26 protein-coding genes are annotated in these 26,417 nt (G+C 64.0%); 16 read left to right on the plus strand and 10 right to left on the minus strand.

From position 1 onward, the window contains the following. The first annotated feature begins 42 nt into the window (after positions 1-42). From CTR2_RS00160 to sorU, 4 genes are all read left to right on the plus strand, one after another. Positions 43-603 (plus strand): RNA polymerase sigma factor, encoded by a 561-nt coding sequence (locus CTR2_RS00160; RefSeq protein ID WP_012836565.1) that lies wholly within the window; start codon positions 43-45, stop codon positions 601-603. Next, positions 600-1,187: a hypothetical protein gene (locus CTR2_RS00165; protein WP_087085559.1), complete on the plus strand. Its 588-nt coding sequence runs from the start codon at positions 600-602 to the stop codon at positions 1,185-1,187. The genes CTR2_RS00160 and CTR2_RS00165 overlap by 4 nt, the downstream gene beginning before the upstream one ends. Positions 1,188-1,235: 48 nt before the next feature. Next, positions 1,236-2,447 (plus strand): SorT family sulfite dehydrogenase catalytic subunit, encoded by a 1,212-nt coding sequence (gene sorT / locus CTR2_RS00170; RefSeq protein WP_087085558.1) that lies wholly within the window; start codon positions 1,236-1,238, stop codon positions 2,445-2,447. 90 nt (positions 2,448-2,537) lie between these two features. Continuing rightward, entirely contained in the window at positions 2,538-2,873 is a 336-nt protein-coding gene (sorU, locus tag CTR2_RS00175) for a SorU family sulfite dehydrogenase c-type cytochrome subunit (protein ID WP_140401089.1), read from the plus strand. A gap of 6 nt (positions 2,874-2,879) precedes the next feature. Here the strand turns inward: sorU and CTR2_RS00180 are convergent, their stop codons facing one another. Beyond that, a complete protein-coding gene (locus CTR2_RS00180) occupies positions 2,880-3,632 on the minus strand; it encodes a class I SAM-dependent methyltransferase (protein ID WP_087085557.1) in 753 nt (250 codons plus the stop codon). A 197-nt stretch (positions 3,633-3,829) separates the two neighbouring features. Between CTR2_RS00180 and CTR2_RS00185 the strand changes: the two genes are divergently transcribed. Both CTR2_RS00185 and CTR2_RS00190 read left to right on the plus strand, forming a co-directional pair. After that, positions 3,830-4,432, plus strand: coding sequence for a tetratricopeptide repeat protein (locus CTR2_RS00185; protein ID WP_003065258.1), 603 nt, complete (start codon positions 3,830-3,832; stop codon positions 4,430-4,432). 46 nt (positions 4,433-4,478) lie between these two features. Beyond that, positions 4,479-5,306 carry a hypothetical protein gene (locus CTR2_RS00190; RefSeq protein WP_003065256.1) on the plus strand — a complete coding sequence of 276 codons (828 nt, stop codon included), beginning with the start codon at positions 4,479-4,481 and terminating at the stop codon, positions 5,304-5,306. Between the two features lie 84 nt (positions 5,307-5,390). Here CTR2_RS00190 and CTR2_RS00195 read toward each other — a convergent pair whose 3' ends face one another. Then, on the minus strand, positions 5,391-6,818 hold the full coding sequence (locus CTR2_RS00195) for an FAD-binding oxidoreductase (protein ID WP_310222405.1): 1,428 nt from the start codon (positions 6,816-6,818) through the stop codon (positions 5,391-5,393). A 299-nt stretch (positions 6,819-7,117) separates the two neighbouring features. Here CTR2_RS00195 and CTR2_RS00200 point away from each other — a divergent pair, with 299 nt between their 5' ends. After that, positions 7,118-8,116, plus strand: coding sequence for a Bug family tripartite tricarboxylate transporter substrate binding protein (locus CTR2_RS00200; RefSeq protein ID WP_087085556.1), 999 nt, complete (start codon positions 7,118-7,120; stop codon positions 8,114-8,116). 15 nt (positions 8,117-8,131) lie between these two features. Beyond that, positions 8,132-9,103: a BMP family lipoprotein gene (locus CTR2_RS00205; protein WP_087085555.1), complete on the plus strand. Its 972-nt coding sequence runs from the start codon at positions 8,132-8,134 to the stop codon at positions 9,101-9,103. A 24-nt stretch (positions 9,104-9,127) separates the two neighbouring features. On the opposite strand, the gene CTR2_RS00210 is transcribed toward CTR2_RS00205, so the two are convergent. Further along, positions 9,128-9,496, minus strand: coding sequence for an EF-hand domain-containing protein (locus CTR2_RS00210; RefSeq protein WP_087085554.1), 369 nt, complete (start codon positions 9,494-9,496; stop codon positions 9,128-9,130). Between the two features lie 184 nt (positions 9,497-9,680). On the opposite strand from CTR2_RS00210, the gene CTR2_RS00215 reads away from it, so the two are divergent. Continuing rightward, complete coding sequence (locus tag CTR2_RS00215; protein ID WP_087085553.1) at positions 9,681-10,247, plus strand: cob(I)yrinic acid a,c-diamide adenosyltransferase; 567 nt, start codon at positions 9,681-9,683, stop codon at positions 10,245-10,247. A gap of 21 nt (positions 10,248-10,268) precedes the next feature. Continuing rightward, on the plus strand, positions 10,269-11,177 hold the full coding sequence (locus CTR2_RS00220; protein ID WP_034382670.1) for a LysR substrate-binding domain-containing protein: 909 nt from the start codon (positions 10,269-10,271) through the stop codon (positions 11,175-11,177). 11 nt (positions 11,178-11,188) lie between these two features. On the opposite strand, the gene CTR2_RS00225 is transcribed toward CTR2_RS00220, so the two are convergent. Then, positions 11,189-12,418, minus strand: coding sequence for a D-amino acid dehydrogenase (locus CTR2_RS00225; RefSeq protein WP_087085552.1), 1,230 nt, complete (start codon positions 12,416-12,418; stop codon positions 11,189-11,191). A 269-nt stretch (positions 12,419-12,687) separates the two neighbouring features. Between CTR2_RS00225 and CTR2_RS00230 the strand changes: the two genes are divergently transcribed. Together CTR2_RS00230 and CTR2_RS00235 are read left to right on the plus strand one after the other, a co-directional pair. After that, positions 12,688-13,569, plus strand: coding sequence for an amino acid ABC transporter substrate-binding protein (locus CTR2_RS00230; protein WP_087085551.1), 882 nt, complete (start codon positions 12,688-12,690; stop codon positions 13,567-13,569). Position 13,570: 1 nt separating this feature from the next. Next, positions 13,571-14,299: an aspartate/glutamate racemase family protein gene (locus tag CTR2_RS00235; RefSeq protein WP_087085550.1), complete on the plus strand. Its 729-nt coding sequence runs from the start codon at positions 13,571-13,573 to the stop codon at positions 14,297-14,299. A 140-nt stretch (positions 14,300-14,439) separates the two neighbouring features. Here CTR2_RS00235 and CTR2_RS00240 read toward each other — a convergent pair whose 3' ends face one another. From CTR2_RS00240 to boxC, 4 genes are all read right to left on the minus strand, one after another. Continuing rightward, entirely contained in the window at positions 14,440-15,042 is a 603-nt protein-coding gene (locus CTR2_RS00240) for an HD domain-containing protein (protein WP_087085549.1), read from the minus strand. Positions 15,043-15,180: 138 nt separating this feature from the next. Continuing rightward, complete coding sequence (boxA, locus tag CTR2_RS00245) at positions 15,181-16,482, minus strand: benzoyl-CoA 2,3-epoxidase subunit BoxA (protein WP_087085548.1); 1,302 nt, start codon at positions 16,480-16,482, stop codon at positions 15,181-15,183. A gap of 107 nt (positions 16,483-16,589) precedes the next feature. Beyond that, entirely contained in the window at positions 16,590-18,014 is a 1,425-nt protein-coding gene (gene boxB / locus CTR2_RS00250; protein ID WP_087085547.1) for a benzoyl-CoA 2,3-epoxidase subunit BoxB, read from the minus strand. A gap of 88 nt (positions 18,015-18,102) precedes the next feature. Then, the gene (boxC, locus tag CTR2_RS00255; protein ID WP_087085546.1) at positions 18,103-19,761 is read right to left on the minus strand and encodes a 2,3-epoxybenzoyl-CoA dihydrolase; all 1,659 of its coding nucleotides are present in this window, start codon (positions 19,759-19,761) and stop codon (positions 18,103-18,105) included. Between the two features lie 304 nt (positions 19,762-20,065). On the opposite strand from boxC, the gene CTR2_RS00260 reads away from it, so the two are divergent. Then, on the plus strand, positions 20,066-21,265 hold the full coding sequence (locus CTR2_RS00260; RefSeq protein ID WP_087085783.1) for a threonine ammonia-lyase: 1,200 nt from the start codon (positions 20,066-20,068) through the stop codon (positions 21,263-21,265). Positions 21,266-21,286: 21 nt separating this feature from the next. Here CTR2_RS00260 and CTR2_RS00265 read toward each other — a convergent pair whose 3' ends face one another. Then, the gene (locus CTR2_RS00265) at positions 21,287-22,057 is read right to left on the minus strand and encodes a slipin family protein (protein WP_003065227.1); all 771 of its coding nucleotides are present in this window, start codon (positions 22,055-22,057) and stop codon (positions 21,287-21,289) included. 304 nt (positions 22,058-22,361) lie between these two features. Between CTR2_RS00265 and CTR2_RS00270 the strand changes: the two genes are divergently transcribed. Together CTR2_RS00270 and CTR2_RS00275 are read left to right on the plus strand one after the other, a co-directional pair. Beyond that, positions 22,362-22,499 (plus strand): hypothetical protein, encoded by a 138-nt coding sequence (locus tag CTR2_RS00270; RefSeq protein ID WP_003059912.1) that lies wholly within the window; start codon positions 22,362-22,364, stop codon positions 22,497-22,499. 321 nt (positions 22,500-22,820) lie between these two features. Beyond that, a complete protein-coding gene (locus CTR2_RS00275) occupies positions 22,821-24,677 on the plus strand; it encodes a phosphoenolpyruvate carboxykinase (GTP) (RefSeq protein ID WP_087085545.1) in 1,857 nt (618 codons plus the stop codon). A gap of 187 nt (positions 24,678-24,864) precedes the next feature. Here CTR2_RS00275 and CTR2_RS00280 read toward each other — a convergent pair whose 3' ends face one another. Continuing rightward, the gene (locus tag CTR2_RS00280; RefSeq protein WP_003065220.1) at positions 24,865-25,293 is read right to left on the minus strand and encodes a hypothetical protein; all 429 of its coding nucleotides are present in this window, start codon (positions 25,291-25,293) and stop codon (positions 24,865-24,867) included. Positions 25,294-25,428: 135 nt separating this feature from the next. Between CTR2_RS00280 and CTR2_RS00285 the strand changes: the two genes are divergently transcribed. Continuing rightward, the gene (locus CTR2_RS00285) at positions 25,429-26,409 is read left to right on the plus strand and encodes a LysR family transcriptional regulator (RefSeq protein WP_034351561.1); all 981 of its coding nucleotides are present in this window, start codon (positions 25,429-25,431) and stop codon (positions 26,407-26,409) included. Positions 26,410-26,417 lie beyond the last annotated feature (8 nt).

Below are 26,417 nucleotides of genomic sequence, written 5' to 3' on the forward strand. Positions count from 1 at the left end.
GCGGCATGGAATGAAAGCTGCAAACCTGTGCTCTTTAGCACCATGATCTTCTCCGCCGAGTCGCGCTACAACCAGTGGGTGCGCGAGCACTACCGCTTTTTGCTGCGCAGCGCCTGGGCGCTGACGGGCTCTCGTGCCACGGCCGAGGATGTGGTGCAGGATTGCTTCACCAGCGCCTGGCGCTTTCGCCACCAACTGCGCGACCAGAGCATGGCCAGGGCCTGGCTGTTCCAGATCATGCGCCGCCATGCCTTCAGGCACTTCGATCCTGTGCAATCGCAGACCGAGTCTCTGGATGAAGCCTGCGAGCAGGGAGTGAATCATCACGATGCACTCGATGCGCAGCTGGACGTGGTCAAGGCGCTGAGCCGCATTGCCCCCATCCATCGTGAAGTGCTGGTGCTTTACTACTTTGACGACATGCCCACGGCCCAGATGGCCGAGGCGCTGGATATTGCACCGGGCACTGTGCTCTCTCGCCTGGCGCGGGCCCGTGAAGCGCTCAAGACGGCACTGCAGGAGCCGGCGCGCCATCCCGCTGGGGCCGCCACTGAATCTTCCGCAGCTGCCAGCGTGATACCGCTGAGAAAGCGCGCACCATGAAACACCAAGACCGCCCCGAAGACACCGATTTCGACCTGCGCGCCCGTGCCGAGCTGGCGCTGGCTTTCGATCCCGGCGAGCCGCCGGCCCATTTGCTGCGCCACACGCCCTGGTATGCCCGTCGTGGCCTGCAGGTGCTGTGTGCAGCAGCGATCGTCAGCAGCGTCGCTGCAGGCAGCGTGCTGAGCCTGCGCCCGCCGCAGATGGTGCGCTCGGCCATCGAGCATGAGTACTACGAACGCACGCTGCGCGGTCAGTTCATCCCGGAGGCCGAGATTGCCAAGCATATGGACTGGCCTGTCGACCAGAAGCTGCCTGGCTATACCCAGCTCATGCGGCCCTGCGACATCGATGGCAGTCGCGCCTATCACCTGACCACTTTCTTTGAAAAAGGCGGCATCGTCACCGTGCTGGCCTTCGAGCAGCCCCAGCGGATGGCCGACGGCCAGGGCTGGTGGGCCAACAGCTACTGGAAGGTGGTGCGTTCGAGGGAAGGCCGCCCGCTGGTGCTGATCGCACAGAAGAAACAGGCTCTGGCCGTGGCATCGCGCGCTCTGGGGGCCCCTGAGAAAGTCGATGGCTGAACCGGATTTTTCGCTCTGATCATTCACAAAAATTACCGAGGAGACCCCATGCAACAACCCACCTCTCTGCCACGTCGCCGCCTGCTCGCCGGTAGCGCCAGCGCGCTGGCTGCAGCCGGTCTGGCCAGCTTCCAGAGCCAGGCCATGGCACAGGCCGCTGCACCAGCAGCCAAGCCTCTACCCGGCTATGCCGGCTTCAAGAATGCCGATGCCGTCATCGTGCACAGCTCTACCACCATCGAGACCAAGCGCAGCGCGTTTGGCTCCAGCGTGGTCACGCCCACCAACCAGCTCTATGTGCGCAACAACCTGCCCACGCCTGCCGAGGCCATCGTGGCCGATCGCGATGCATGGGCGGTGCAGATTGATGGCGTGAAGAAGCCCGCCAAGCTGACCGTTGGCGAGCTCAAGAAGCTGGGCCTGGAAACTGTGACCATGGTGCTGCAATGCTCGGGCAATGGCCGCGCCTTCTTCCCCACCAAGCCCAGCGGCACGCAATGGACCGTAGGCGCTGCAGGCTGCGTGGTCTGGAGCGGCGTGCCAGTGCGTGAGGTGGTCAAGGCCCTGGGCGGCGTGGCCGACGGCATGGCCTACATGACGGGAACGGGTGGAGAGGTGCTGCCCGCAGGACTGGACCCCAAGAGCGTGCTGGTGGAGCGTTCCGTGCCTTTGTCGGCCATGGAGGACGCGCTGCTGGCCTGGGAAATGAACGGCGAGCCAGTGCCTCTGGCCCATGGCGGCCCGCTGCGCCTGATCGTTCCCGGTTACACCGGCGTGAACAACATCAAGTACATCAAGCAGCTGGCCTTTACCGTCAAGGAAAGCGAGGCGCACATCATGTCCCACGGCTACCGCATCTCCCCCCCCGGCAGCAAGGGCGACCCCAGCCAGCCTTCGGTGCAGGAAATGAGCGTCAAGTCCTGGATCAACAGCCCCATCCCCGAAAACGGCAACCAAGCCCCCGGCCTGGTGCAGATTCAGGGCGTGGCCTTTGGCGGCATGAACGCCGTCAAGGGGGTGGAGGTCTCCATCGACGGCGGCAAGACCTGGAAGCAGGCCCGTCTGGTGGGCCCCGATATGGGCCGGTACGCCTGGCGTCAGTTCGTGCTGCCAGCGCAGCTGCCCAAGGGCACCTACCAACTGGCCAGTCGCGCAACCGACGTCAAGGGCAATGTGCAGCCCGAGACGCGCGGTGAAAACCAGAGCGGCTACAACAATACCAGCTGGGCCGATCACGCCGTCACTGTCACCGTGGCCTGAGCGCCGCACTCGCTACCCATGCCGGGCGCCGAAGAAGGGGCGCCGGGCCATGGGCATCAAACCCCGATGCATCGCATTTCCCTAAGAACAATGATGAAGACAAAACCCACCCTCGCCGCCCTGTTGCTGACCGTCCTGGCGGGCACTGCCGCCCATGCCGATCAGGCCGCCCAGATGGCGCGCGGCAAAGAGCTGTTCACCACGGCTGCCGTCCCTGCCTGCGCGGTGTGCCATACCCTCAAGGACGCCGGCACCGAAGGTGCCATAGGCCCGGTGCTGGACGAGTTGCAGCCCGATGCGGCCCGCGTGGCGCGTGCCCTGAAGGACGGCATCGGCTCCATGCCCTCCTTCAAGGCCACAATGAGCGAAGCCGATATCGCTGCCGTTGCTCTCTACGTGAGCAAGGCCAGCGGCGCAGCCAAATAAAACGCCTCAGCTGCGTTCTGCGCCATCCAGCGGCATGGCGTAGATCCATACCTTGTGGCGGCTATTGCCTTGCAGACATGCCGTCGCTTCCACGCCGGGCAGTTGGAAATCCAGGCTCACCAGCCAGCTGCCGGGCTGCATCTCGGTGGCAGCCTTGACAGCAGCGCGGCCCATGCTTTCGGGCCGCTGGAACAGATAGACCAACTGGTAGCCGCTCCAGTCGGTCAGCCAGATATCGCCACGCCGCACGCGTGCCCAGGGGCAGCGCAGGGCGCTGGCAATCGCCAGTGGCCAGCTCCATTCCAGACCATTGAGGCGGGCCTGCGGCAGCGCGCTGCGCAGCGCGCGCAAGCCATCGCCCATGCCGCAGCCGGCGTCCAGCACCAGCGCCTGCCCCGGCAACTGCACGACCTCTGCCAGTCCTTTGAGCGCATTTGACGGCGTTGGAAAGACCGGGGCATCACGCCAGGCATTGAGCGGGTAGATCAGCAGCAGCAAGGCCAGAGGCAGCAGCCAGCCCCAGGCGGGCAACTGGCTGGCGCTGAGCACCAGAAACGACAGCGGAAACCCGGCCGCAATGATGAGCCTGCGCCACCAGTTGGGCCCGTAGAGACTGGCCGCCGTGCTGAAGCCACCGGCGACCAGCAGGGCCAGCCACCAGGGCAGCAGGCGCGCCAGACCCGCAAAAATCACCCAGGCCAGCAGCCAGACGAGCAATGCAGGCAGAGGCCAGGTCGAGGCAAGCCATTTTTTTGTCATGAGTTTTGAAATGTATCCGTCAATCACAGGCTCCACGACACTGCAGTGCAGACAAGGCCTTGTCGGGGTTTTGCATTTTGTGCGGGATACCCCTCTTTGGTGGGGTATGCGTGTTGTCAACTCGTCGTAAAAATTACTGATTTTTGCTTATGTATACTTTTCGGCTTTCAGCGGCTGAGAATTCAGAGGAGACATCCATGCGCCTGCTCGCCCCCACCTTTTCATTGGCGGCTCTTGCATTGACAGCATGCGCGGTACAGACACCGCAGGAGCAGTTGGCACCTGCTTCGCCCACCGTGCGCCTGTGCGAAGGCAATAACTGTTCCGAGCTGCCGCGCAATGTCGCGACTTTCCGTGGCGAGCCCGTCAATCCCGAGGCGGAGCGCCGCCTGGCGGCACTGGTGCAAAAAGCCGAAGCCGATCCTCGCGCAGCCTATGACCTGGGGCTGCGCTATCTGCGCGGCGATGGCGTGGAGCGCAACAGCTATCAGGCCATCGAATGGATGCGCAAGGCCGGTGATGCCGGTAACGGTCAGGCCCAGTTTGCATTGGGCCGTCTATATCTGCTGGGCTTTGAAGAAATGGGTCCGGACCCCGCCGAAGCCGAGGCCTGGCTGTCGCGTGCTGCCGCCAAGGGTTTCAAGGAAGCCAAGCGCCTGCTGCCCCAGGCGCAAGCCGCCAAACAGAATGCTCATGCACGCTATCAGGCCATCGAGGACGAGCGCAAGTCCTGGAATGGCTGGTATGTGGGCGCGCCCTACTACATGGTGTGGGGCTCGTCGGGTTGGTATTACCGCTGAGGCGCTGTGAGCGCTGCAGCATTTTTATTTTTTTGAAAGCATCACTATGTCCAAGAAGACAACGCTGCGTCTGGCAGCCATCGCATCGGCCCTGGCACTGGGCGGCTGCGTGACCCCCGGCGGCGGCACCATTTCCACAGGTACGGCTCCCACGGCTGCCACTGGCGCAGCGGGCGGCGCAACCAGCGTGAATGCGAACTCTACGCTCGAGCGTTGCGATGCCCCTCTGGGTACGCTGGCTGTGGACGACGGTCGCGGCAAGGAGTGGTATGCCAGCTTTGGCGCCGCCACCAAGATCACGACCATCGAGCCCCTGATCCGTCTGGCCGTGCAGCAGTCCAACTGCTTCGTGATCACCTCCATCGGCAACAACCGCACCGAAAGCAAGATGTCGGCGATCACCGACAAGCAGCGAAATTCCGGTGAATTCCGCGCCGGCTCCAAGCAGCAAAAGGGCCAGCGCGTGGCAGCCGATTACTACATGGAGCCTTCCATCATCATCGACAACGATGCAACCGGTCAGCTGGCAGCGGGCGTGGGCGGTCTGTTCGGCAATGTGGGTACGCTGATCGGCGGTGCCATGCAGAGTAAGGCTTCGGTGGTGACGCTGAGCATGTTCGACATCCGTTCTGGCGTGCAGATCTCCATCTCCGAAGGCAACTCCACAGCCACCAACTTCGGCGCAGCCATGGGCGCGTTCGGCGGTGGCGTGGGTGGTGGTCTGGGCGGCTTCTCGCGCTCTCCCGAAGGCAAGGCCACGGTGGCCGCCTTCATGGATGCCTACAACAATATGGTGATCTCGCTGCGCAACTACAAGGCACAGGAAGTCAAGGGCGGCCTGGGTCGTGGCGGTCAGCTCAAGGTCGGCAAGTAAAGCACCGATCCGAGAACAGAAAAGGGCCTGCAACTGCAGGCCCTTTTTCATGGTTTGTGCGTCTTCAGCCAGCGCGAGCAAGGCTCACTGCAGCTGGAAGATCTTGCCCGGGTTCAGGATGTTCTTGGGGTCCAGAGCCTGCTTGATGGCGCGCATCATCTGCACCGCACCGGCTCCCGCCTCTTCGAGCAAAAAGCCCTGCTTGTGGATGCCGATGCCGTGCTCGCCCGTGCAGGTACCGCCCAGCGCAATCGCGCGCGCCACCAGCGTGTGGTTGAGTTGCTCGGCCTGCTGGCGCTGGGTGTCGTTGTCGGGATCGATCAGATAGCCGAAGTGGAAGTTGCCGTCGCCCACATGGCCGACCAGGAAGTAGGGGATGCCACTGGCATCGGCTTCGGTCACGCACTCCAGCAGCGCATCGGCCAGGCGGCTGATGGGCACACAGGCATCGGTGGTGATGCAGCGGCATCCGGGCACGCTGGAGACGGCCGCGAAATAGGCGTTGTGGCGCGCGGTGAACAGGCGCGTACGGTCTTCGGGGCGTTCGGCCCATTCAAAGGCATTGCCGCCGAATTCATGGGCAATGTCCTGAACCATCTCGGCCTGCTCCTTCACGCCGGTGGGGGAGCCGTGGAACTCCATCAGCAGCATGGGCTCTTCCCGCAGGGACAGCTTGCTGTAGGCATTGACCATGCGCACTGAATTCACATCGACCAGCTCCACGCGGGCGATGGGAATGCCCATCTGGATGGTCTGGATCACCGCGTGCACGGCGTTCTCGATGCTGGAAAAAGAGCAGATGGCTGCACTCACCGCTTCGGGCAGCGGGTAGATGCGCAGCGTGATCTCGGTGAAGATGCCCAGCGTGCCTTCGCTGCCCACCAGCAGGCGGGTCAGGTCGTAGCCGGCGGCGCTCTTCTTGGCACGGTTGCCGGTGCGCACCACTTCGCCGCTGGCCGTCACTACCTCCAGGGCCAGCACGTTCTCGCGCATGGTGCCGTAGCGCACGGCATTGGTGCCGCTGGCGCGGGTCGAGGTCATGCCGCCGATCGAAGCGTCGGCACCGGGGTCGATGGGAAAGAAGAAGCCGGTGTCCTTGATGGCCTCGTTCAACGCCTTGCGCGTGATGCCGGGTTGCACGGTGATGGTCAGGTCTTCGGTATTGACCGAGAGCACCCGGTTCATGCGGCTGACGTCGATGGTGATGCCACCCTGCACGGCCAGCAGATGGCCTTCCAGCGACGAACCTGCGCCATAGGCAATCACGGGCACGCCGTACTGGTCGCAGAGCCTGACGGCGTCCTGCACGTCCTGGGTGGACTCGGCAAACACCACGGCAGCCGGAGGGGGCGCGGAAATCGCGCCTTCGTCGCGGCCATGCTGCTCGCGCACGGCCAATGCCGTGGAGCACTGACCGCCGAAACGTGTTTGCAGAGCCTGCAGAAATTCTTCGGGGATGGGGCGCTGCACGAAATCGGGCTGCAGCGAGGTATGGGAAACAGGTGCGTTCATCGGGGTCTCCAGAGGAGAAAAAGAATATCACCTGGCCCGATCAGGGCGTGTACGTATTGGGTACTAGGCCATGCCGCTCAAGGTCGCAATCGATACGCATGGCGCATGCCCGTTGGAGCTGGCAGAGATCGCGGTTTCGCCGTGGCGCAGCCGTCTGCCGCGGGCACATAGATAAGTTCCGCCCTAGCTAATGAGAAATCAGTGTTTAGGGTTTGCTCCTAGTGTGCCTATATTGGCAAGCCTCATGGCGTGCGCTGCAGAGCTCGCTTCAAACCAAAAGCAGTTCGGAGGGCAAAGCCATGCGCGATACGGGTCGCAGATCATTCATACAGGGGCTGGCCGGGGTGTCGGCGGCAGGCATGCTGGGCGCTGCATGGCATGTGCGTGCGGCGCAGACGCAGGCCTGGCCGGCACGACCCATCAAACTGGTCGTGACCTTTCCGCCCGGCGGATCCAGCGATATCGTGGCGCGGGTGCTGGCTCCCGCGCTGGCCGAGAAGCTGGGCCAGAGTGTGGTCATAGACAACAAGCCAGGCGCGGGCTCGTCGATTGGCGCGCAGATCGTGGCGCACAGCGCCAACGACGGCTACACGCTGCTGGTATCCAATTCGGCGGCGCTGTCGATTGCGCCATCGCTGCTGCAAAGTCCTGGCTACGACCCCTTGCGCAGCTTCGAACACCTGGCCTATATCGGTGCCGTGCCCACGGTGTTTGCAGTGCATCCCTCGGTGCCCGCCAACAGCCTGAGCGAGCTGGTGAGCTGGATCAAGGAGCAGCCTGCTCCCGTGGCCTTTGGCAGCGGTGGCGCTGCCTCGGTGGGGCATCTGGTGGGCGAGCAGTTTGCGCAGACGCTCAAGCTGTCCATGGAGCATGTGCCTTATCGCGGTGCCGGTCCCATGCGTGCGGATCTGCTCAGCGGCCATATCAAGCTGGCCATCGATGCGCTGCCGCAGAACATCGCGCTGCACAAGCAGGGCCGGCTCAAGCTGCTGGCGCTGACATCGTCACGCCGCGTGGCGCAGGCACCGACGGTGCCCAGCGTGGCCGAACTGGGACTGGCACAGCTGGTTTCCGAGAATTTCGTCGGCATCTCGGCACCCGCCGGCCTGCCCAGGGCGCTGGCCGAAAGAATCGCCAGCGCGGTGCGGCAGATCAGCGCGCGCCCCGAGTTTGCACAGACGCTCGAAGCCCAGGGATTCGTGACCCGGGACATGGAATCCAAAGCCTTCACCCAGCTGATTGCAGACCAGCATCTGGCCTGGGGCGATATCGCGAAAAAGACCGGCGCAAAACTTTAAGCAATCAGGACAACGATGAGCAACGAAAACCTGCATTCACCCCGCAAGCCACGCTATGCCGTGGTGCTGTTTGGCCCCGAAGGGCAGGGCAGTTTCAATGAGTCGGGACTGCGCGGAGCCCACAAGGCCAGAGAGGCCGGCCATGAGGTCGATGTGCTCTGGGTGGCCGGCCAGTCGGCGCAGCAGCGCGCCGCCGAAATGTCCGCATTGTGCGGCGGTCGCTATGCGCTGATTCTTGCGCATGGCGGTCAGGGTGACGGTCCGGTGCAGATCCTGGCCGAGCGCTGGCCCCAGCAGGCCTTCGCGGTCACGCAAGGCAGCTGGGCGGCTCCCAATGTGGCGCGTTACGAGGTGCTGCAGGAGCAGTCGGCATTCCTCGCCGGCGTGCTGGCCAGCCAGTGGAGCAAGACGGGCAAGGTGGGGCATTTCTCGGGCGAGAAAGTACCGCCAGGTCTGCGTGGCCGCGCGGCCTATGCGGACGGTCTCAGGCGCGCCGGCTTCGAGGGGCAGCTGGTCACCCAGTTCTGTGGTCACCAGCATCGTCCGGGCTGGGCCCGCACCTGTGTCTCGGCGATGGTCGAGCAGACGGATCTGGACATTGTGTTTGCCATGCTCGATGGCGGTCGCCCCGGCGTCACGCAGGCCTGCCGGGCGCATGGCGTGGCGCAGATCGGCAATGTGCTGAACTGGGTGGAGCGCGACCCCGAAGTGTTTGTGGCCTCGGCAATCTGCGATTCCGGCGAGGCCTTGTTTCGCGCCGTCGAGGACCATGCCCGGGGCCTGCTGCCGCTGGGCGGCTATCGTGCCTTCGGCCTCGAGGAGCCTAGCCTGGTGCGGCTGGAAATGGGGGCCGGCGTGAGTGCTGCGCAGCGCAGCCTGGTCGATGACTGGGCGCAGCGTCTGCTGCGCCGCGAGTTCGAGATTCACCTGGACTATGCCGGGGCCGAGTTCGCCTTGCCGCAGGAGGAACTCAGCGCTGTGGCGTGATCAGGAAAGCGCCGCGGCAAGGCCTCAGTACTGCTGAGCGCCCTTGTCGAATTCGGCGCGTGACAGCTGGCCGTTGCGGTCGCTGTCGATCTCTTCGAAGCGCTGGGAGATGACAGGCAACTGGCGTGCCTCCTGTGCACTGAGCTGACCGTCGCGATTGGCGTCGGCACGCTCGAAGGCCGCTTGCACGCTGTTCTTGGCGGTTGGGGCCTGCTGCACACCGGTGGCCGCGCCCGATTGCACGATGCGCGCAGGCTCCTTGTTGTTGCCGGCGTTGCTGCCGCCGGTTTGCGCAAAAGCCATGCCCCCGCCGAGGGTGAGTGCGGAGAACAGCACCACGCTGACGACTTCGAATGACGAGACCTTGCAATTGAGCAGATTCTTCTTGTTCATGAATGGCATTCCTTCTCTATGCGATAACAGGAGTGCATTGCACCTTGTGAGGCGGCAAAGGGCCAGCACTTTTGCCTGCTGTTGCCTCAGACTACATTTGCCTGCGGGCTGTAACGCACAATGGCGGCAGTATCTGAGGGCCGCGCCGGCCCTGAAAACTCGCAGTTTTGACAAGGGATGACCCATGGGCAACCGCCTCACGCAAATCGCCACCCGCACCGGAGATGACGGAACCACCGGCCTCGGAGACAACACCCGCGTTTCCAAGAACAGCGGTCGCCCGCATGCCATGGGCGATGTGGATGAACTGAACTCGCATATCGGCCTGCTGCTGTGCGAGCCGATGCCCCAGGATGTGCGCGACCTGTTGATCGACATCCAGCATCAGCTGTTCAACCTGGGTGGCGAGCTGTCCATGCCGGGCTATGAGCTGCTCAAGGACGATGCACTGCTGCAGCTCGACAACGCGCTGGCCCACTACAACGCGCAGTTGCCGCGCCTGCAGGAGTTCATCCTGCCGGCCGGCACGCGCGCTGCCGCGCAGGCCCATGTATGCCGCACCGTGGCGCGCCGTGCCGAGCGCCAGGTGGTGGCGCTGGAGCAGGCCGAGGCCATGCGAGCCGCGCCGCGCCAGTATCTGAACCGCCTGTCCGATCTGCTGTTCGTGCTGGCCCGCGTGCTCAACCGCCTCGACGGCGGCGACGATGTGTACTGGAAGAGCGAACGCCTGGCGCGCGCGCAGTCCGAGTGAGGCGGTGGCAGGAGGCCGGGCATGCGTCTGCGACATATCGAAGTCTTCAATGCCGTGATGCAGACCGGCAGCGTCAGCGCGGCCGCGCGCCTCATCAACGTCACCCAGCCCGCAGTCAGCCGCACGCTGCAGCATGCCGAGCTGCAGATGGGCTTTGCGCTGTTCCAGCGCGCGCGGGGGCGGCTGACGCCGACCAATGAGGCACTGGCCCTGTTTCCGCATATCGAGAAGCTGTTCGAGCAGCTCGACGAGGTGCAGCGCCTGGCCGCCAATCTGCGTCATGGCCAGTCTGCCGACCGGCTCAATGTGCTGACGGTATTCGCGCTCAGTCGCGAGGTGCTGCCGCGAGCCGTGGCGGGCTTCAGGCGTCGCCATCCGCAGGTCCAGGTGCACGTGCAGGCGTTGCACACGCCGCAGGTGGTATCGGCCCTGTTGCTGCAGGAGGCCGATGTGGGCTTTGTGATCAGCTCCGTGGGCCAGCCCGCGCTGGAGCACGAACTGCTGGCCGAGGTTGACATGTTCTGTGTGCTGCCCAAGGGACTGCTGCCGCCTTCGCGCGTGCGCGCCGAAGGCATGGAACTCAAGGATCTGGCCGATCTGCCCGTGGTCGCGCTCGATGCGCGCGACCCGCTGGGCATGCGCCTGGGCCAGGCCTGCCGCGAGCATGGCGTGGGGCTGTCGCCCGTGGTGACGGTGCAGACCTACCATGCGGCGCTGTCCATGGCCGAATACGGGCTGGGCGCGGCCATCATGGACGGCTGCACGGCCCTGGCGGCCGACCGGCGCCGCGTGCATGTGGTGCCGCTGCTGCCGCGCATCACCGTGGGCGTGAACGCGCTGAGCCTGCCCCAGCGCCCGGGATCGGTGCTGGCGCGCGCCATGACCCAGGAAATGCGCAAGGCCCTGCAGGAGCTTCTGAGCGCCTCCTGAGCAGCCCGGGTTCAGGCCGCGCGCATCTGCGCAGCCAGCCGCTGGGCCGAGCCGAAGGCCAGCGTCAGGCCCAGCGCGCCATGGCCTGTCTGCAGCCACAGATTGCGCGGGCCGCCGCGCTGGCGACCGGTGATGGGCAGGCCTGTGGGCGTGGCCGGGCGCATGCCGCTCCAGGGATGCAGCGAGCCCTGCAGCGGCAGCTGGGCAAAGACCTGCTGCGTGGAGCGGCGCAGGCTGTCGATGCGGGCCGGATCGATGCGTGTGTCGCGGCCGATGATCTCCACCATGCCGGCCACGCGCAGGCGCTCGCCCAGGCGTGCGAACACCACCTTGCGCGCGGTGTCGGTCACGCTCACGCGCGGCGCGGCGTGGGTGTGGGTGTGGTCGTACCCTATGTCCACGGTGATGCTGTAGCCCTTGAGCGGATAGACGGGAATGCGCAGGCCCAGCTGACGCGCGTGGGCCGGGCTTTCCCAGCCGCTGGCCAGCACGTAGTGCTCGGCCTGCAGCAGGCCTGCGGCGGTGCGCAGGCCGGTGACGGCGTCGCCCTGGCGCTCGAAGCCCTGCACTTCGGTGTTGTAGCGCAACTCGGCGCCGCGCACGGCCAGCAGCGCCGCCAGTTGCTCGCACAGCTGGCGGCAGTCGGCGGCGCTTTCGCTGGGGGTGTGAACGGCGCCCGCCATGCGGCCCGCGTAGCCGGCCAGCGCGGGCTCCAGGCGCACGGCGGTGGCCGCATCCACCACCTGCTGACTGGCGCCGCCAAGGCGCGATTGCAGGGCCACCTGCCGGGCCGCGGCATCCAGGCCCTGCTGCGTGTGGTAGAGCACCAGCTTGCCCGGCGTGTGCAGTGCGCAGCTCAGGGATTCCTGCGCCTGCAGACGCTCGAAAGCCTCCCGGCTTTCGGCGGCCAGCCTCAGCAGCGCCTGCGTGCCGGCCATGGAAGCGCGTGCATTGCAGGCGCCCAGAAAGCGCAGTCCCCAGGCCCATTGGGCGGGGTCGGCGCGCAGGCGCAGGGCCAGCGGCGAGTCCTTATCCAGTAGCAGCTGCGGCAGCATCTTCCAGATGCCGGGATCGGCCAGCGGCTGCACGTAGGAATAGCTGAGCTGCGCGCCGTTGCCGCCGCTGGCGCCCGCTGCCGGGCCGGGCCCGCGCTCCAGGACCGTGACGCGGCAGCCCGCGCGCTGCAGCGCATAGGCAGTGGCCAGGCCGACGATGCCGGCGCCCACGATGCAGACATGCATAGATCGTTTCTCCATGCGCCGCACTGTAGGCCCGTACGGGGCCTGGCAGCCATGGCATTTGGCATGCAGGGTATGCGCCCAGGTTATGGTCTGTCCGCGCGATGCGTGCGGCGGGTTGGTCCTTCGTCGCGGTGTTTACCCGGAGCATGGCCGTGCCTGTGCTGCCACCCATAAACCAGGGGCATGGATCCGCCCGATATTGTCATCCCCGGGAGTCGGGCGTGCTTTCTACACTGGCGGCACATCCACCACCGAAGAGGAGACATCGCATGCAACTTCACTCCACCGTGCTTTGCGCAGTACTGGGCCTGGGTTTTCTGGGCGCCGCCCATGCCGATACCCTGGCCAAGGTGCGCGACAGCGGGCGCATCACGCTGGCCTACCGCGAGTCCTCCGTGCCCTTCAGCTACCTGGACAACGGCAAGCCCATCGGCATGACCGTGGAGCTTTCGCAGGCGGTGGCCGAAGCCGTGAAAAAGCAGTTGAACCTACCCGCGCTGGAGGTGCGCTGGCAGGCCGTGACTTCGCAAAATCGCATGCCGCTGCTGGCCAACGGCACCATAGATCTGGAGTGCGGATCGACCACCAACAACACGGTGCGGGCCAAGGAGGTGGGTTTTGCCGTCAATCACTTCTACACCGGCACGCGGCTGCTGGTGAAGAAGAGCTCGGGCATCCAGAGCTATGCCGACCTCAAGGGCAAGACCGCGGCCATCACCACCGGCACCACCAATCTGCAGGTGCTGCGCAAGGCCAATGCCGAGCAGGGCTGGGGCATGAACATCGTCATGGCCAAAGACCATGCCGACGGCTTTCTGCTGGTCGAGAACGACCGCGCCGCGGCCTTCGGCATGGACGACATCCTGCTCTACGGCCTGATCGCCAACGCCAAGAATCCCAAGGATTTCCACGTCGTGGCCGATGCGCTGCAGGTCGAGCCCTATGCCTGCATGCTGCGCAAGGACGACCCGCAGTTCAAGCAGCTGGTGGATGGCGTGATCGGCGACATGATGAAGTCGGGCGCCTTCGCCAGGCTCTACGACAAATGGTTCATGCAGCCCATTCCGCCCAAGAACGCGGCCCTGGGTCTGCCCATGAGCGAGCAGCTGCAGCGCAACGTGCAGGAGCGCGGCGACAAGCCGGCGTTCTGAGATGCGGGCAGTGGGCATTCTCGGCGGCATGGGGCCTGCTGCGGGCGCGGATTTCGTGCGCCTGTTCGTGCAGGCCTGCACCCGGCACCTGCAGGACCAGGGCCTGCCCGTGCACGACCAGGCCTATCCCGAGCACTGGCTGGTTCAACTGCCCATGCCCGATCGCACACAGGCGCTGCGCCGCGATCCGCAGTCCCCTGCGGGCCCGGCTGCGCATCTGCTGCAGGGCGCGGGCCGGCTCGCGGCCCTGGGCGTGCGCAGCATGGCCCTGGCCTGCAACACGGCCCATGCCTGGCATGGGCAGATACAGGCACTTTTCCCGCAGCTGCGCGTGCTGCACATCGCGCAGCAGACGGCGCTGTACCTGAAGGCAGGCGGTGCGCGTCAGGCCCTGGTGCTGGCCACGGACGGCACCTATGACAGCGGCCTCTACGACGCGGCGCTGGCCGATTGCGGCATTGCCGCGTTGCGGCCCGGACCGGCGGGCCGGGCCCGGCTCATGCAAGGCATCTACGAGGGCGTGAAACAGGGCGATATGCCGCTGGCCGTGCAATGCTTCGGCGAGGCGCTGGCACCACTGCTGCAGCGCCACGGCGCCGTGCCCGTGATCATGGGCTGCACCGAAATCCCGCTGGCACTGCCGCAGGCGCCGCAGGCCCGCGGCGCCGAGCTGGTGGACCCGGCCTGGATACTGGCCTGCGCGCTGGCGCAGGACGCCTACGCGCATTAGCAGCGAGGGAGGGCCAGAGCCCTGTAAAAAGATGAGCTGCAATCGCCTGCAGTACAACGGATAGGTATCGAATAACGGCCAGATCCGTTGATGGGTGTGCGGTGCCAGCTCATCTTTTGAAGGTGGTTTGCCGGTATCCGCTACGGCTTCCGGGCGCTCTGCATCTCCGTGTCCATGGCGGCCTTGTAGATGCTTTGCCGGGGCCTCTGCATCAGGCGGCGCAGCATGGGTTCGAACTCGCTCAGGGGCAGGGTCTCCCCCCGGGGATCGAAGGCCGGGTTGTCATAGAGTTCGCAGAACTCGGCCGTGCGCTGGTAGTGCGGATGTTCCCGGAACTGCTCGCGCATGTCCCTGTCCAGGCCGATGTGATGGAAGAAGTAATGGCCCTGGAAGATGCCGTGATGCTGGACCATCCAGTGGTTGGCCTCGCTCACAAAGGGCTGAAGAATCGCGGCGGCAATATCGGGGTGGTTGAACGAGCCCAGGGTATCGCCAATGTCGTGCAGCAGCGCGCACACCACATACTCCTCGTCGCGGCCGTCGCGCAGCGCGCGCGTGGCGGTTTGCAGGGAGTGCGTATAGCGGTCCACCGGAAAGCCGCCATAGTCGCCCTCCAGCAGCTTCAGATGGGCCATCACCCTATCGGGCAGGCCGCTGGTGAAGTGTGCAAATTCGCCGCCGATCAACTGCCAGTTTTCACGCGTGCTGTCTTGCATGCGCAGAAAGTTCGCCCGTGCATTCATGCCATGTCTTTCGTGGGTTATGGTCGTTGCACTGTAGGTCGCTGGCAGGGGCTGCGCTGTCAAGGGCATGACATGCGGCCGCCGCCTTGATGCGCGAATCCTGTTTTCCGTCCACAGGATTCGCGAGGGCTTGAGGCCTCAATAGGTTTCCAGGTGCAGACGTCCTTCGCGCTTGAGTCTTGCTCCCAGTTCCTCCCAGCCCAGGCCTGCCTGCTGGGCCACGTCACGCAGGGCCAGAACGACGCCGTCCTCCATGCTTTTGAGACCGCAGACATAGATGTGCGTGTTGTCGTCGCGCAGCAACTCCATGAGATCGGCCGAGCGCTCGCGCATGGCGTCCTGAACATAGCGCCTGGGCTGGCCGGCCACGCGCGAGAAGGCGAAGTTGATGTCGATGAAGTCCTTGGGCAGGTTTTGCAGGGGGCCGAAATAAGGCAGCTCCTGAGGCGTGCGCGCACCGAAGAACAGCAGCAGTTTCCCGCTGTCGAACTTGCCGCTCTTGCGCAGGCGGCGGCGCCATTCCGTCATGGCGCGCATGGGCGCGCTGCCCGTGCCGGTGCAGATCATCACGATGTGCGAGCGCGGGTGGTTGGGCATGAGAAAGCTGCTGCCGAACGGGCCTATGACCTGCACCTTGTCACCCACCTGCAGATCGCAGAGATAGTTGCTGGCCACGCCGCGCACGGGCTGGCCCTGGTGATCCTCGACCACGCGTTTCACGGTCAATGCCAGATTGTTGTAGCCGGGGCGTTCGCCGTTGCGGGCGCTGGCAATCGAGTACTGGCGCGCCACATGGGGCTTGCCGCCGGCATCCACACCGGGCGGAACAATGCCCAGCGACTGGCCTTCGAGCACCGGGAAAGGCATGGCGCCGAAGTCCAGCACGATGTGGTGGGTCTCGTTGTCGAAGCCGGCTTCCGTACAGTTCAGATTGCCCACCACCGTGGCCGTTACCGGAGCCTTGGGACCATGCAGATTGGTATAGGCATGGGCGGCAGACCAGGGCGGCGTGGTGGCGCCATAGCTGGCTGCGCGAAAGACTTCCGCAGCGCCGCTTTCGGCCAGACCGGCAGCGGCCGCAATCACTGCCTGGGCCTGGCTCAGATCCTGCACATCGCCGGCATTCTCGGCCTTCTGCGCGGCGGCCAGTGCATCGGCAGAAAGCTCTTCGGGCAGGCTCTCCCAGCCCAGCTGCTCGGCCACGCTGTAGGGCTTGCTTGCCGACACCAGCCGCCAGTTGTCGATGGAGCCGGTGGGGCAGGGCGAGATGCAGTCCATGCAGCCGTTGCACTTGTCCGCCATGACCACATAGTTGTTGTCGTCATGCGTGATGGCGTCCACGGGGCAGGTCGCCTCGCAGGTGTTGCAGCGAATGCAGATCTCCGGGTCGATCAGATGCTGCTTCAGGATGCCGTTTTCAATCAGCGTGATGGTGCTCATTTTGTTCTCCAAACCGGGGCAACCCCACTCAGTGACATCGAGCAAGGGCCGCTCCGCCGCGAGGATGTCGTCCCCCTTGGGGGAGGCGGCTCGGCCGCTCAGGGGGATCAGAATTTCACATACTCGAAGTCCACGGGCTGGCGATTGATACCCATGACCGGCGGGGCGATCCAGCCGGCAAACTTGCCGGGCTCCAGACATGGCTTCATCAGCGATGCGACAAAGTTGCGGTCGTCGTCGCCGGCCAGCCACTCGCTCTTTCTGGCCAGCCATTCCTGCTCGCTCACGGGACGGCCGTCGGGGCTGATGCGCACGCCCGCCAGCGCTCCGATCTGCCGGTTGAAGGCCTTGTGCGGCACCGTCAGGCGAAAGTCGATGCCGGCCTTCTCCATCACCTTGTTCCAGCGGCCCACACCGGCATTGCTGTCCTTGATGTAGTCGTCGCGCAGCACCTCGTTCAAGGCGTTGAGCATGGGCACTTCCTTCTCCTGCAACTTGCCGTCCACCACCTCCAGCACCTTGTAGTTCTGGTCGTGCAGCTTGTGGTCGTCCTCGCGCTTGCCCTCTTCGTAACGGCCCTTGAGGCCCGAGCTGTAGAAGGTGGCGGCATTGCTCGACTGGTCGGCGCCGAACAGGTCGATGGTCACGCTGTAGTGGAAGTTCAGATAGCGCTGGATTGTGGGCAGGTCGATGACGCCCGCGTTGCGCAGCTTGCTCACATCGTCGGTCTTGAGCTCGTTCATGACCTGGCAGGTGCGGGCCAGAACGCGCGAGACGCCGGACTCGCCGACAAACATGTGATGCGCCTCTTCGGTCAGCATGAATTTGGTGGTGCGCGCCAGCGGGTCGAACGCGGATTCGGCCAGCGCTGCGAGCTGGAATTTTCCGTCTCTGTCGGTGAAGTAGGTGAACATGAAGAACGCCAGCCAGTCCGGCGTTTTTTCATTGAAGGCGCCCAGAATGCGCGGGTTGTTTTCATCGCCGCTCTGGCGCTCCAGCAGGGCCTCGGCTTCCTCGCGTCCGTCACGTCCGAAATGCTTGTGCAGCAGGTAGACCATGGCCCAGAGATGGCGGCCTTCTTCCACATTGACCTGGAACAGATTGCGCAGGTCGTACATGGACGGCGCGGTCAGGCCCAGGTGGCGCTGCTGCTCCACCGATGCAGGCTCGGTATCGCCTTGCGTGACGATGATGCGGCGCAGGTTCGCGCGGTGCTCGCCGGGCACGTCCTGCCAGGCTTTCTCGCCCTTGTGATCGCCAAAGTGAATGCTGCGTTCCTGATCCGCCGGGTTCAGAAAAATGCCCCAGCGATAGTCACGCATCTTGACGTAGCCGAACTGCGCCCAGCCCTGCGGATCCACGCTCACCGCGGTGCGCAGATAGACATCGTAGTTGGTCGATCCTTCGGGGCCCACATCGTCCCACCAGCGGATGAAGCTGGGCTGCCAGCTCTCCAGCGCACGCTGCAGCGTGCGGTCACCGCTGAGGTCCACGTTGTTGGGAATCTTCTGGCTGTAGTCGATGCTGCTCATGGGAAGTCTCCTGTGATGTTTTGCCGATTCATGAAACCGCGTACTCGATGCGAAACTGGCGCGGCGTAGCCGCTCAGGGGGAGTTTCCTCATACCCTGTTGAAATCGAAGCCGGCTTTCTGTCCGGTGCCGTAGAGCTTCAGCGCGCCTTTTTCGCCCACCGCGTTGGGGCGGTTGAAGATCCAGTTCTGCCAGGCGGACAGACGCCCGAAGATGCGCGTGACCATGTTTTCCTGGCTGGCGAAACGCAGATTGGCTTCGAGGCCCGTGAGCGCATCGGGCGACATCGCGGCGCGCTCTTCCATGGCGATGCGGATCTCGTCTTCCCAGTCGATATCGTCAAGCGCGGCGGTGACCAGTCCGAGCTGCTGGGCCGCATCGCCGTTGAGCGGCTTGCCCACCGCTGCGCGCGCGGCTTCCAGGGGCCCGGACTCCTCGTAGAAGCGGCGCTGCAGACGGCTTTGATCGTTGACCAGCGGCAGCAGGCCGAAGTTGAAGGCATCGAGCTCGATGACGGGTTCGCGCTCGGGTTCGTCGGGCAGCACCAGCATGTAGGCTCGGTCGGCGCAGAAGACCAGCTCGGCCAGCATGCCGGCAAAGCAGGAGCCGGGCTCGATCAAGGCGAACAGCGAGCGCGACGACACATCGAGGCGTGCAAAGGTACGGCGCAGCAGGCCTGTGGTTTGCTGCACCAGCCAGTGATCGCGGTGCGCCATCAGAGACTGGCCTGCCGCCAGCACGGCGCGCGCATCGCCCTCGGTCTTGAGAATCCAGGTGCCCACATCGAGCTCGTTGGTGCGCAGATGCAGGATGGCGTCGTCGAGCTCGCGGCCCATGGCCAGCGGCCACCAGGCGGCGCCTGCGCTTTCTATGGCTTCAAGGCTGACGGGCTGTTCGCCGCTGGGGGCCTTGACCGTGATGGTGGCGCTGCGCTTGCTGCGATCGATCTGCACGCTGACGTGGCGATAGTGCAGGCCGTCCGGGCTTTGCTCGCGCTGCAGCCTGGCGAGCTGTATGCCCTGGGCGGAAGCCGGGCGCGGGCTGCTTTCGCCCAGGGCCGTGGCACGTTGCTGCACCACCTCGGCAAACTGCGCGGGCTTGGCGATCGCATCCACCAGTCGCCAGTCCACGGCGCGCTGGCCTCGCACGCCTTCCACGCTGGTGCAAAAGATGTCGGCCAGGTCGTGGCGCACATGGCGCTTGTCGGTGACGCGCGTCAGCCCGCCCGTGCCGGGCAGCACGCCCAGCAGCGGAACCTCGGGCAGCGATACCGAGGAGGAGCGGTCGTCGATCAGCACGATGTCATCGCAGGCCAGAGCCAGCTCGTAGCCGCCACCCGCGCAGGCACCGTTGACGGCGGCAACGAACTTGAGTCCGTCGTGCCGGGAGCTGTCCTCCATGCCGTTACGGGTCTCGTTGGTGAACTTGCAGAAGTTCACCTTCCAGGCGTGGGACGAGACTCCGAGCATGAAGATATTCGCGCCAGAGCAGAAGATGCGTTCCTTGCCGCTGGTGACGATGACGGAGCGCACCTGCGGGTGCTCGAAGCGGATGCGGTTGAGCGCATCGTGCAGTTCCACATCCACGCCCAGGTCATAGCTGTTGAGCTTGAGCTTGTAGCCGGGGCGTATGCCGCCGTCCTCGGCAATGTCCAGCTTGAGCCGGGCGATATTGCCATCCACTTCAAACGACCAGTGCCGATACTGGCTGGGGTCGGTGCGGTAATCGACGACGGTTTGCTGCTGCATGCTCGGCTCCTGCTGAGATGAAAAATAGTGCAGTTATTGACTGGGTGTAGGCACAATTATGCAGGCGACTTAAAAAAATGCACGCTATTTCAAGCACTATGTTGCATGTTTTGCGTTAACTAAGGGAAATCCTTAGCTGTTCGTCCATCGCAGCGCGGCGCTGAAATTCAGGTATTTTTGCGAGCAATCCCTTTCATATGAAAGGCTTGAAGCTATCAATTGAAGAGCAACAGGGGTGGAGGCCGCTGATCGGCAAACCCAGCACTGGCGCGGGGTGATGAGCTGCTTGCAAAATGGCTTCACCATGCTGACCTTTGCAGATATCCAAGCCGCCGCTGCGCGCCTGAATGGCGCCGTCCTTCAAACCCCTTTCGTGGAATCACGCACGCTTTCGCAGATCACGGGGGCGCAGGTCTATCTCAAGTTCGAGAACCTGCAGTTCACTGCATCCTTCAAGGAGCGTGGCGCGCTGAACAAGCTGCTCATGCTCAGCGATGCCGAGCGCGCACGCGGCGTGGTCGCCATGAGTGCGGGCAATCACGCCCAGGGCGTGGCCTATCACGCACAACGTCTGGGCTTGCGTGCCGTCATCGTCATGCCGCGTTTCACCCCAGGTGTGAAGGTGGAGCGCACGCGCGGCTTCGGCGCCGAGGTGGTGCTGCATGGCGACACCCTGGCCGAGGCCCGCGCCCATGCCTACCAGCTGGCGCAGGAGCAGCAGCTGACCTTTGTCCATCCCTATGACGACGAAGCGATTGCCGCCGGCCAGGGCACGCTGGCACTGGAAATCCTGCAGGCCCAGAGCGATCTGGATGTGCTGGTCATTGCCATTGGCGGCGGCGGCCTGATCGCGGGCATTGCCACGGCGGCCAAGGCCATCAAGCCGGAGATCGAAGTCGTGGGGGTTCAGACCCAGCGCTTTCCCTCCATGCTCAACGCCTTGCGCCATACCGATCTGCCCATGGGCACGTCGACGATTGCCGAGGGCATTGCGGTGACCCAGCCAGGGCTCATCACCCAGGAAGTGGTGCAGCGTTGCGTGGACGATCTGCTGCTGGTGGACGAGGGCGATATCGAGCAGGCCGTGCTCATGCTGCTGGAGATCGAGAAGACACTGGTCGAAGGTGCGGGGGCGGCAGGCCTGGCGGCGCTGCTGCGCTATCCGGCGCAGTTCAAGGGCAAGAAGGTGGGCCTGGTGCTGTCGGGCGGCAACATCGACCCCATGCTGCTGGCCGCCATCATCGAGCGCGGCATGGTGCGCTCCGGCCGTCTGGCACGCGTGCGTGTCAGCGCGCGCGACGTACCAGGCGTGCTGGCCCAGATCACGGCCACGGTGGCCGGTGCCGGCGCGAATATCGAGGAAGTCCATCACCAGCGTGCCTTCACCATGCTGGCTGCGCAGAATGTGGAGATCGAATTCGTGCTGCAGACACGCGGCCACGCCCATGTGAGCGAGGTGCTGGAGCAACTGCGCCGCGCAGGCATGGAGGCGGCCCTGGTGTGAGGCTTGAGCCGCAGGCCTTGCTCAGGCCTGCAGGGGCGTGATCTTCTTGATCAGCGGAGTTACCAGGTCCATGGGCAAGGGGAACACCACCGTGGTGTTCCTGTCCGCGCCGATCACGGTCAGCGTCTCCAGGTAGCGCAGCAAGATGGCCTGAGGCTCCTGCGCCAGAACCTTCGCTGCCTGAGACAGTTTTTCCGAAGCCTGCAACTCGCCTTCGGCGTGGATCACCTTGGCGCGGCGTTCGCGCTCGGCCTCGGCCTGACGTGCGATCGCCCGGATCATGGATTCAGTCAGATCGACCTGCTTGATCTCCACGTTCGAGACCTTGATGCCCCAGGTGTCGGTTTGCGCATCCAGCGCCTGCTGGATATCCAGGTTCAGCGATTCGCGCTCTGCCAGCATTTCGTCGAGCTGATGCTTGCCAAGTACGGAGCGCAGCATGGTTTGCGCGAGCTGACTGGTGGCCTCCAGATAATTGACCACCTGGATCACTGCCTTTTCCGCATCCACCACGCGCAGATAGATCACGGCGTTGACCTTGACCGAGACGTTGTCGCGCGAGATCACATCCTGCGCCGGGACCTCCAGGACCACGGTGCGCAGATCGACCCGTACCACCTGCTGGATGGCGGGAATGATGAAGATCAGTCCCGGCCCCTTGACCTTCCAGAAGCGCCCCAGCGTGAAGACCACGCCGCGCTCATACTCGCGAAAAATCCGGATCGACGCCGTCCCCAGGCCAATCACCAGCATCAGCAGGATCAGCCAGAACAGGAAAGAAGCGCTAACCATAGAAGCCATCCTTTCAGCGAGGGACTTCGGCGCTGCGATCTGACGCTGGACGGTGCACATCGATTTCGCAATCGGCGCCGGGTCGTCCGCAAGCCCAGCATATGCTGTTGCACTCCGAGTGTGAACTTGTCCGCGCATGGTCGACATCGAAGAAGTGCTGTTCGCCATTGGCAGCGCACGAGACGCGGATCTGAGCGCCAGGAACGGCTATGGCTTTCCCTGAGCCATGTCGCCAGGGCTGTGCCTAGAATGGCTGCAGAGCTTGCTTGTTTCACCGCCTGCTTTCAGGAGGAGCATTGATCACATGTCAGATGATTCCGCAGTGAACCACGAGGCACAGGATGCGGCCGAAGCCGTTGTGCCCTATATTCCCATCATCATTCCCGCCGCTGGCGCCGTGATGATGTTCCTGCTGGCCTTTATTGCCGTGAACATGGCCTAGGCATTCCAACCTTCCCGAGCCCAACCCCGCGACGCGGGGTTTTTTTACGTCTGTGCAGGTTATGAATGAATGCAATGTGCATACATTGATGCGCAAAATGCATAGATATTGCCAGTGATTTGCTGACAAATTCAAGGCCCCTACCTAAAATCGATCTCCCGCTGCTATTCAAAACAAGGTTGTTTTGACTATTTCAGACGGATTTCAGGCGCCAACAAGCGCTAGGGAAAGCAAGCGAGACACCTTCAAAAGCCTTTTTTCAAAGACGCAGCCAAGGATGCTTCTTTGAAAAACTGGTTTTTTAATTGAAGGACTTCCCCCATGAACGCCGCTGTGCAAAGCCTGAACATCCAGGCTCCCGATTACGTCAAGAACCCCAAGCTCATTGCCTGGGTCGCCGAAATGGCCGCGCTGTGCAAGCCTGCCCAGATCCACTGGTGCGACGGCTCGCAAGCCGAATATGACGCGCTGTGCCAGCAACTGGTGGATGCCGGCACCTTCAAGCCCCTGGCCAAGCGCCCCGGCTCCTTCCTGGCCTGGACCGATCCTTCGGACGTGGCCCGCGTGGAAGACCGCACCTATATCTGCTCCGCCAAGAAGGAAGACGCAGGCCCCACCAACAACTGGATGGAACCTGCGGAAATGCGTGCCACGCTGAACCCGCTGTTCGACGGCTGCATGGCTGGCCGCACCATGTACGTGGTGCCCTTCTCCATGGGCCCGCTGGGTTCGCCCATCGCCCACGTGGGCATCGAGCTGTCCGACAGCCCCTATGTAGCCGTCAACATGAAGATCATGACCCGCATGGGCAAGGCCGTGTATGACGTGATCGGCACCAGCGGCGAGTTCGTGCCCTGCGTGCACACCATCGGCGCACCTCTGGCCGCAGGCCAGAAGGACGAGACCACCTGGCCTTGCAGCAAGACCAAGTACATCGTTCACTATCCTGAAACCCGCGAAATCTGGTCTTACGGCTCGGGCTACGGCGGCAACGCGCTGCTGGGCAAGAAGTGCTTTGCGCTGCGTATCGCCTCCACCATGGGCCGCGACCAGGGCTGGCTGGCCGAGCACATGCTGATCCTGGGCGTCACCAACCCCGAAGGCAAGAAGTACCACGTGGCTGCCGCCTTCCCCTCGGCCTGCGGCAAGACCAATTTCTCCATGCTGGTGCCGCCCAAGGCCTTCGACGGCTGGAAGGTCACGACCATCGGCGACGACATCGCCTGGATCAAGCCCCAGGCCGACGGCTCGCTGCGCGCCATCAACCCCGAAGCCGGTTACTTCGGCGTGGCTCCCGGCACCAATATGCTGACCAACCCGAACTGCATGTTGAGCCTGGACAAGAACGTGATCTTCACCAACGTGGCCCTGACCGATGACGGCGACGTGTGGTGGGAAGGCATGGAAAAGGACCAGGGCAAGCTGCCCGATCACCTGATCGACTGGCAAGGCAAGGACTGGACGCCCCAGATCGCCAAGGAAACCGGCGCCAAGGCCGCCCACCCCAATGCCCGCTTCACCGTGGCTGCCACCAACAACCCCGCGCTGGACGAAGCCTGGGACGATCCCGCCGGCGTGAAGATCGATGCCATGATCTTCGGCGGCCGCCGCTCCACCACCGTGCCTCTGGTGACCGAAGCCCGCGACTGGACCGAAGGCGTGTACATGGCTGCGACCATGGGCTCCGAGACCACCGCCGCCGCCTTTGGCGCACAAGGCGTGGTGCGCCGCGACCCCTTCGCCATGCTGCCTTTTGCCGGCTACAACATGAGCGACTATTTCCAGCACTGGCTGGACCTGGGCGCCAAGATCGAAGGCCAGGGCGCAACCCAGCCCAAGATCTTCACCACCAACTGGTTCCGCAAGAATGCCGAAGGCAAGTTCGTCTGGCCCGGCTACGGTGAGAACATGCGCGTTCTGAAGTGGATGATCGACCGCCTGGAAGGCCAGGTCCAAGGTCAGGAAACCGCCTTCGGTATTGCTCCCCAGTACGCTGAAATCAACTGGAGCGGCCTGGACTTCGATGCCGCCCAGTTCGACAGCGTGACCAATATCGACAAGGCGGCTTGGGCCGAGGAAATGAAGCTGCACGGCGAGCATTTCGACAAGCTGGCCTACAACCTGCCCAAGGCCATGCTGGATACCAAGGCCAAGCTCGAAGAGCGCCTGTCCGCCTAAGCCTTTGATGGAATAAAAAAGCCCTGCAGGCCTTTGGCCGCAGGGCTTTTTGTTTTTGAACCTTTGTGTTGATAGCTGTTGGCGCTTGCCGGACAAGGGGTTGGCGCCGATTTCATGAGGCGCTGAGCGGGCATGAAAAAAGCCGCGGCCTTGTGGGCAGCGGCTTTTCGGGGGAACGGTCGGGCGCTCAGCGGCTCTGGCGATCCATGGCACGGGCCAGATCGGCCATCAGGCGGGCATCTTGCAGCGCGGCGTTCCAGACGCGTTCATCGGCAGCAGCTTGCTGGCGGCTCTTGACCCAGGCGCGGTAGCCGGTGCGCACCAGATTGATGGCACGGCGTGCGGGAGTGGAGAAGAGGGCAATGCTGGCAAAAGCCATGGCCCACAGAACCATCCAGGCAGCCATCATATGACCGTCGCTCCAGGTTTCCGTAGCCTGGAAGACGCCGGCGGCCAGGGCGGCCAGGACCACAGCCAGCACCATCCAGTACGACCTGGACTGGGATTGCGCCTCGTGCTCGGCGGCAATGGCGGCCATGCGTTCATCGCTGGCTTGATAGATACGCACCACACCAGGGTGCTCGACACAGTAGGAGTTGTAGATAAAGTTGCTCATGGCAGTTAACCCTTTGACCCACGCTTTTGGCGAATTGCCCGGGGAATAGGTGTAACTATAGGGATTACCCTAGGTGTGTTCAAATTTATATTTTGAATCTGTAGCATTCACGGCAGTGATGTATTGGGTGATGCCATGTCTTTGAACTTTCGTTCTCTGGATCTCAATCTGCTGCGCGTCTTCGACGAGGTCATGTCCGAGCGCAGTCTCACGCGTGCGGCGCACAAGCTCAGCATCACCCAGCCGGCGGTCAGCAATGCCATGCGCCGGCTGCGCGAGGTCCTGGGTGACGAGCTGCTGGTGCGCCAGGGACAGGGCGTGGAGCCCACGCCGCGTGCCCAGGCCCTGTGGCCGGTGATACGCGAGGCCTTGCAGCATCTGGAGGGCGCACTCGCACCCGATGAGTTCGATCCCGAGACGGCCGCCACCACGTTCGTGATCGCCATGGCCGATGCCACGGCCGCCACGCTGATTCCGCCGCTGTACCCGATTCTGGCGCGCGAGGCTCCGGGCCTGGGCATACGCCTGCTGCCGCTGACCACGCGCGATCCAAGGCCCTTGCTCGATGATGGCGAGGCCGATATGGCCGTGGGCTATTTCCCTGCAGTACTGGCCGATCTGACGGCGCGTGCCCAGGCTGGCGGTCTGGTGGCGTTTGACAGCCGTCGTCTGTATGAGGGCGAGTACCTGTGCGTGATGCGCAAAGGCCATCCGCTGGCGCATGTTCCGCTGACGCTGGACAACTACTGCGCGGCCCGCCATATGCTGGTCAGCTTCTCGGGCCGCTCCTTCGGCTTCATCGACGAGGCCCTGGCCTCGCTGGGGCGCTCGCGCGAAGTGGTGCTCACCGTCAACCAGTTCTTCACCGCTGCGCGCGTGGTGCTCAACTCCGATCTGCTGACCATCTTGCCGCGCCATTTTGTGCCCGTGACCGGCATGAGCGACCAGTTGGAGCTGCGCGATCTGCCCTTCGATGTCACGCCCGTGCATGTGGATGCACTGTGGCGTCGGCGCGGCCCGCACCCGCAGGCCTATGACTGGCTGCTGAAAACGCTGACGCGCTCGGCCGAGATCACCTTTGCCAACGGTTCGGCCCAGGTCACTCACCATGGTTGACTAAACTA

It is taken from the genome of Comamonas thiooxydans, from assembly GCF_002157685.2.
In the GTDB taxonomy this organism is placed as follows: domain Bacteria; phylum Pseudomonadota; class Gammaproteobacteria; order Burkholderiales; family Burkholderiaceae_C; genus Comamonas; species Comamonas testosteroni_H.

Bases quoted from the DNA above. Each gene is read 5' to 3' on its own strand.
- CTR2_RS00280 (WP_003065220.1), bottom strand. From the start codon at position 25,293: ATGAGCAACTTTATCTACAACTCCTACTGTGTCGAGCACCCTGGTGTG.
- CTR2_RS00225 (WP_087085552.1), bottom strand. From the start codon at position 12,418: ATGCATGTCTGCATCGTGGGCGCCGGCATCGTCGGCCTGGCCACTGCC.
- CTR2_RS00210 (WP_087085554.1), bottom strand. From the start codon at position 9,496: ATGAACAAGAAGAATCTGCTCAATTGCAAGGTCTCGTCATTCGAAGTC.
- CTR2_RS00180 (WP_087085557.1), bottom strand. From the start codon at position 3,632: ATGACAAAAAAATGGCTTGCCTCGACCTGGCCTCTGCCTGCATTGCTC.
- CTR2_RS00215 (WP_087085553.1), top strand. From the start codon at position 9,681: ATGGGCAACCGCCTCACGCAAATCGCCACCCGCACCGGAGATGACGGA.
- CTR2_RS00185 (WP_003065258.1), top strand. From the start codon at position 3,830: ATGCGCCTGCTCGCCCCCACCTTTTCATTGGCGGCTCTTGCATTGACA.
- CTR2_RS00240 (WP_087085549.1), bottom strand. From the start codon at position 15,042: ATGAATGCACGGGCGAACTTTCTGCGCATGCAAGACAGCACGCGTGAA.
- CTR2_RS00220 (WP_034382670.1), top strand. From the start codon at position 10,269: ATGCGTCTGCGACATATCGAAGTCTTCAATGCCGTGATGCAGACCGGC.
- boxB (WP_087085547.1), bottom strand. From the start codon at position 18,014: ATGAGCAGCATCGACTACAGCCAGAAGATTCCCAACAACGTGGACCTC.
- CTR2_RS00190 (WP_003065256.1), top strand. From the start codon at position 4,479: ATGTCCAAGAAGACAACGCTGCGTCTGGCAGCCATCGCATCGGCCCTG.
- sorT (WP_087085558.1), top strand. From the start codon at position 1,236: ATGCAACAACCCACCTCTCTGCCACGTCGCCGCCTGCTCGCCGGTAGC.
- CTR2_RS00205 (WP_087085555.1), top strand. From the start codon at position 8,132: ATGAGCAACGAAAACCTGCATTCACCCCGCAAGCCACGCTATGCCGTG.
- CTR2_RS00275 (WP_087085545.1), top strand. From the start codon at position 22,821: ATGAACGCCGCTGTGCAAAGCCTGAACATCCAGGCTCCCGATTACGTC.
- CTR2_RS00195 (WP_310222405.1), bottom strand. From the start codon at position 6,818: ATGAACGCACCTGTTTCCCATACCTCGCTGCAGCCCGATTTCGTGCAG.
- CTR2_RS00165 (WP_087085559.1), top strand. From the start codon at position 600: ATGAAACACCAAGACCGCCCCGAAGACACCGATTTCGACCTGCGCGCC.
- CTR2_RS00260 (WP_087085783.1), top strand. From the start codon at position 20,066: ATGCTGACCTTTGCAGATATCCAAGCCGCCGCTGCGCGCCTGAATGGC.
- sorU (WP_140401089.1), top strand. From the start codon at position 2,538: ATGATGAAGACAAAACCCACCCTCGCCGCCCTGTTGCTGACCGTCCTG.
- CTR2_RS00160 (WP_012836565.1), top strand. From the start codon at position 43: ATGATCTTCTCCGCCGAGTCGCGCTACAACCAGTGGGTGCGCGAGCAC.
- CTR2_RS00200 (WP_087085556.1), top strand. From the start codon at position 7,118: ATGCGCGATACGGGTCGCAGATCATTCATACAGGGGCTGGCCGGGGTG.
- CTR2_RS00285 (WP_034351561.1), top strand. From the start codon at position 25,429: ATGTCTTTGAACTTTCGTTCTCTGGATCTCAATCTGCTGCGCGTCTTC.
- CTR2_RS00270 (WP_003059912.1), top strand. From the start codon at position 22,362: ATGTCAGATGATTCCGCAGTGAACCACGAGGCACAGGATGCGGCCGAA.
- CTR2_RS00265 (WP_003065227.1), bottom strand. From the start codon at position 22,057: ATGGTTAGCGCTTCTTTCCTGTTCTGGCTGATCCTGCTGATGCTGGTG.
- boxC (WP_087085546.1), bottom strand. From the start codon at position 19,761: ATGCAGCAGCAAACCGTCGTCGATTACCGCACCGACCCCAGCCAGTAT.
- CTR2_RS00230 (WP_087085551.1), top strand. From the start codon at position 12,688: ATGCAACTTCACTCCACCGTGCTTTGCGCAGTACTGGGCCTGGGTTTT.
- CTR2_RS00235 (WP_087085550.1), top strand. From the start codon at position 13,571: ATGCGGGCAGTGGGCATTCTCGGCGGCATGGGGCCTGCTGCGGGCGCG.
- boxA (WP_087085548.1), bottom strand. From the start codon at position 16,482: ATGAGCACCATCACGCTGATTGAAAACGGCATCCTGAAGCAGCATCTG.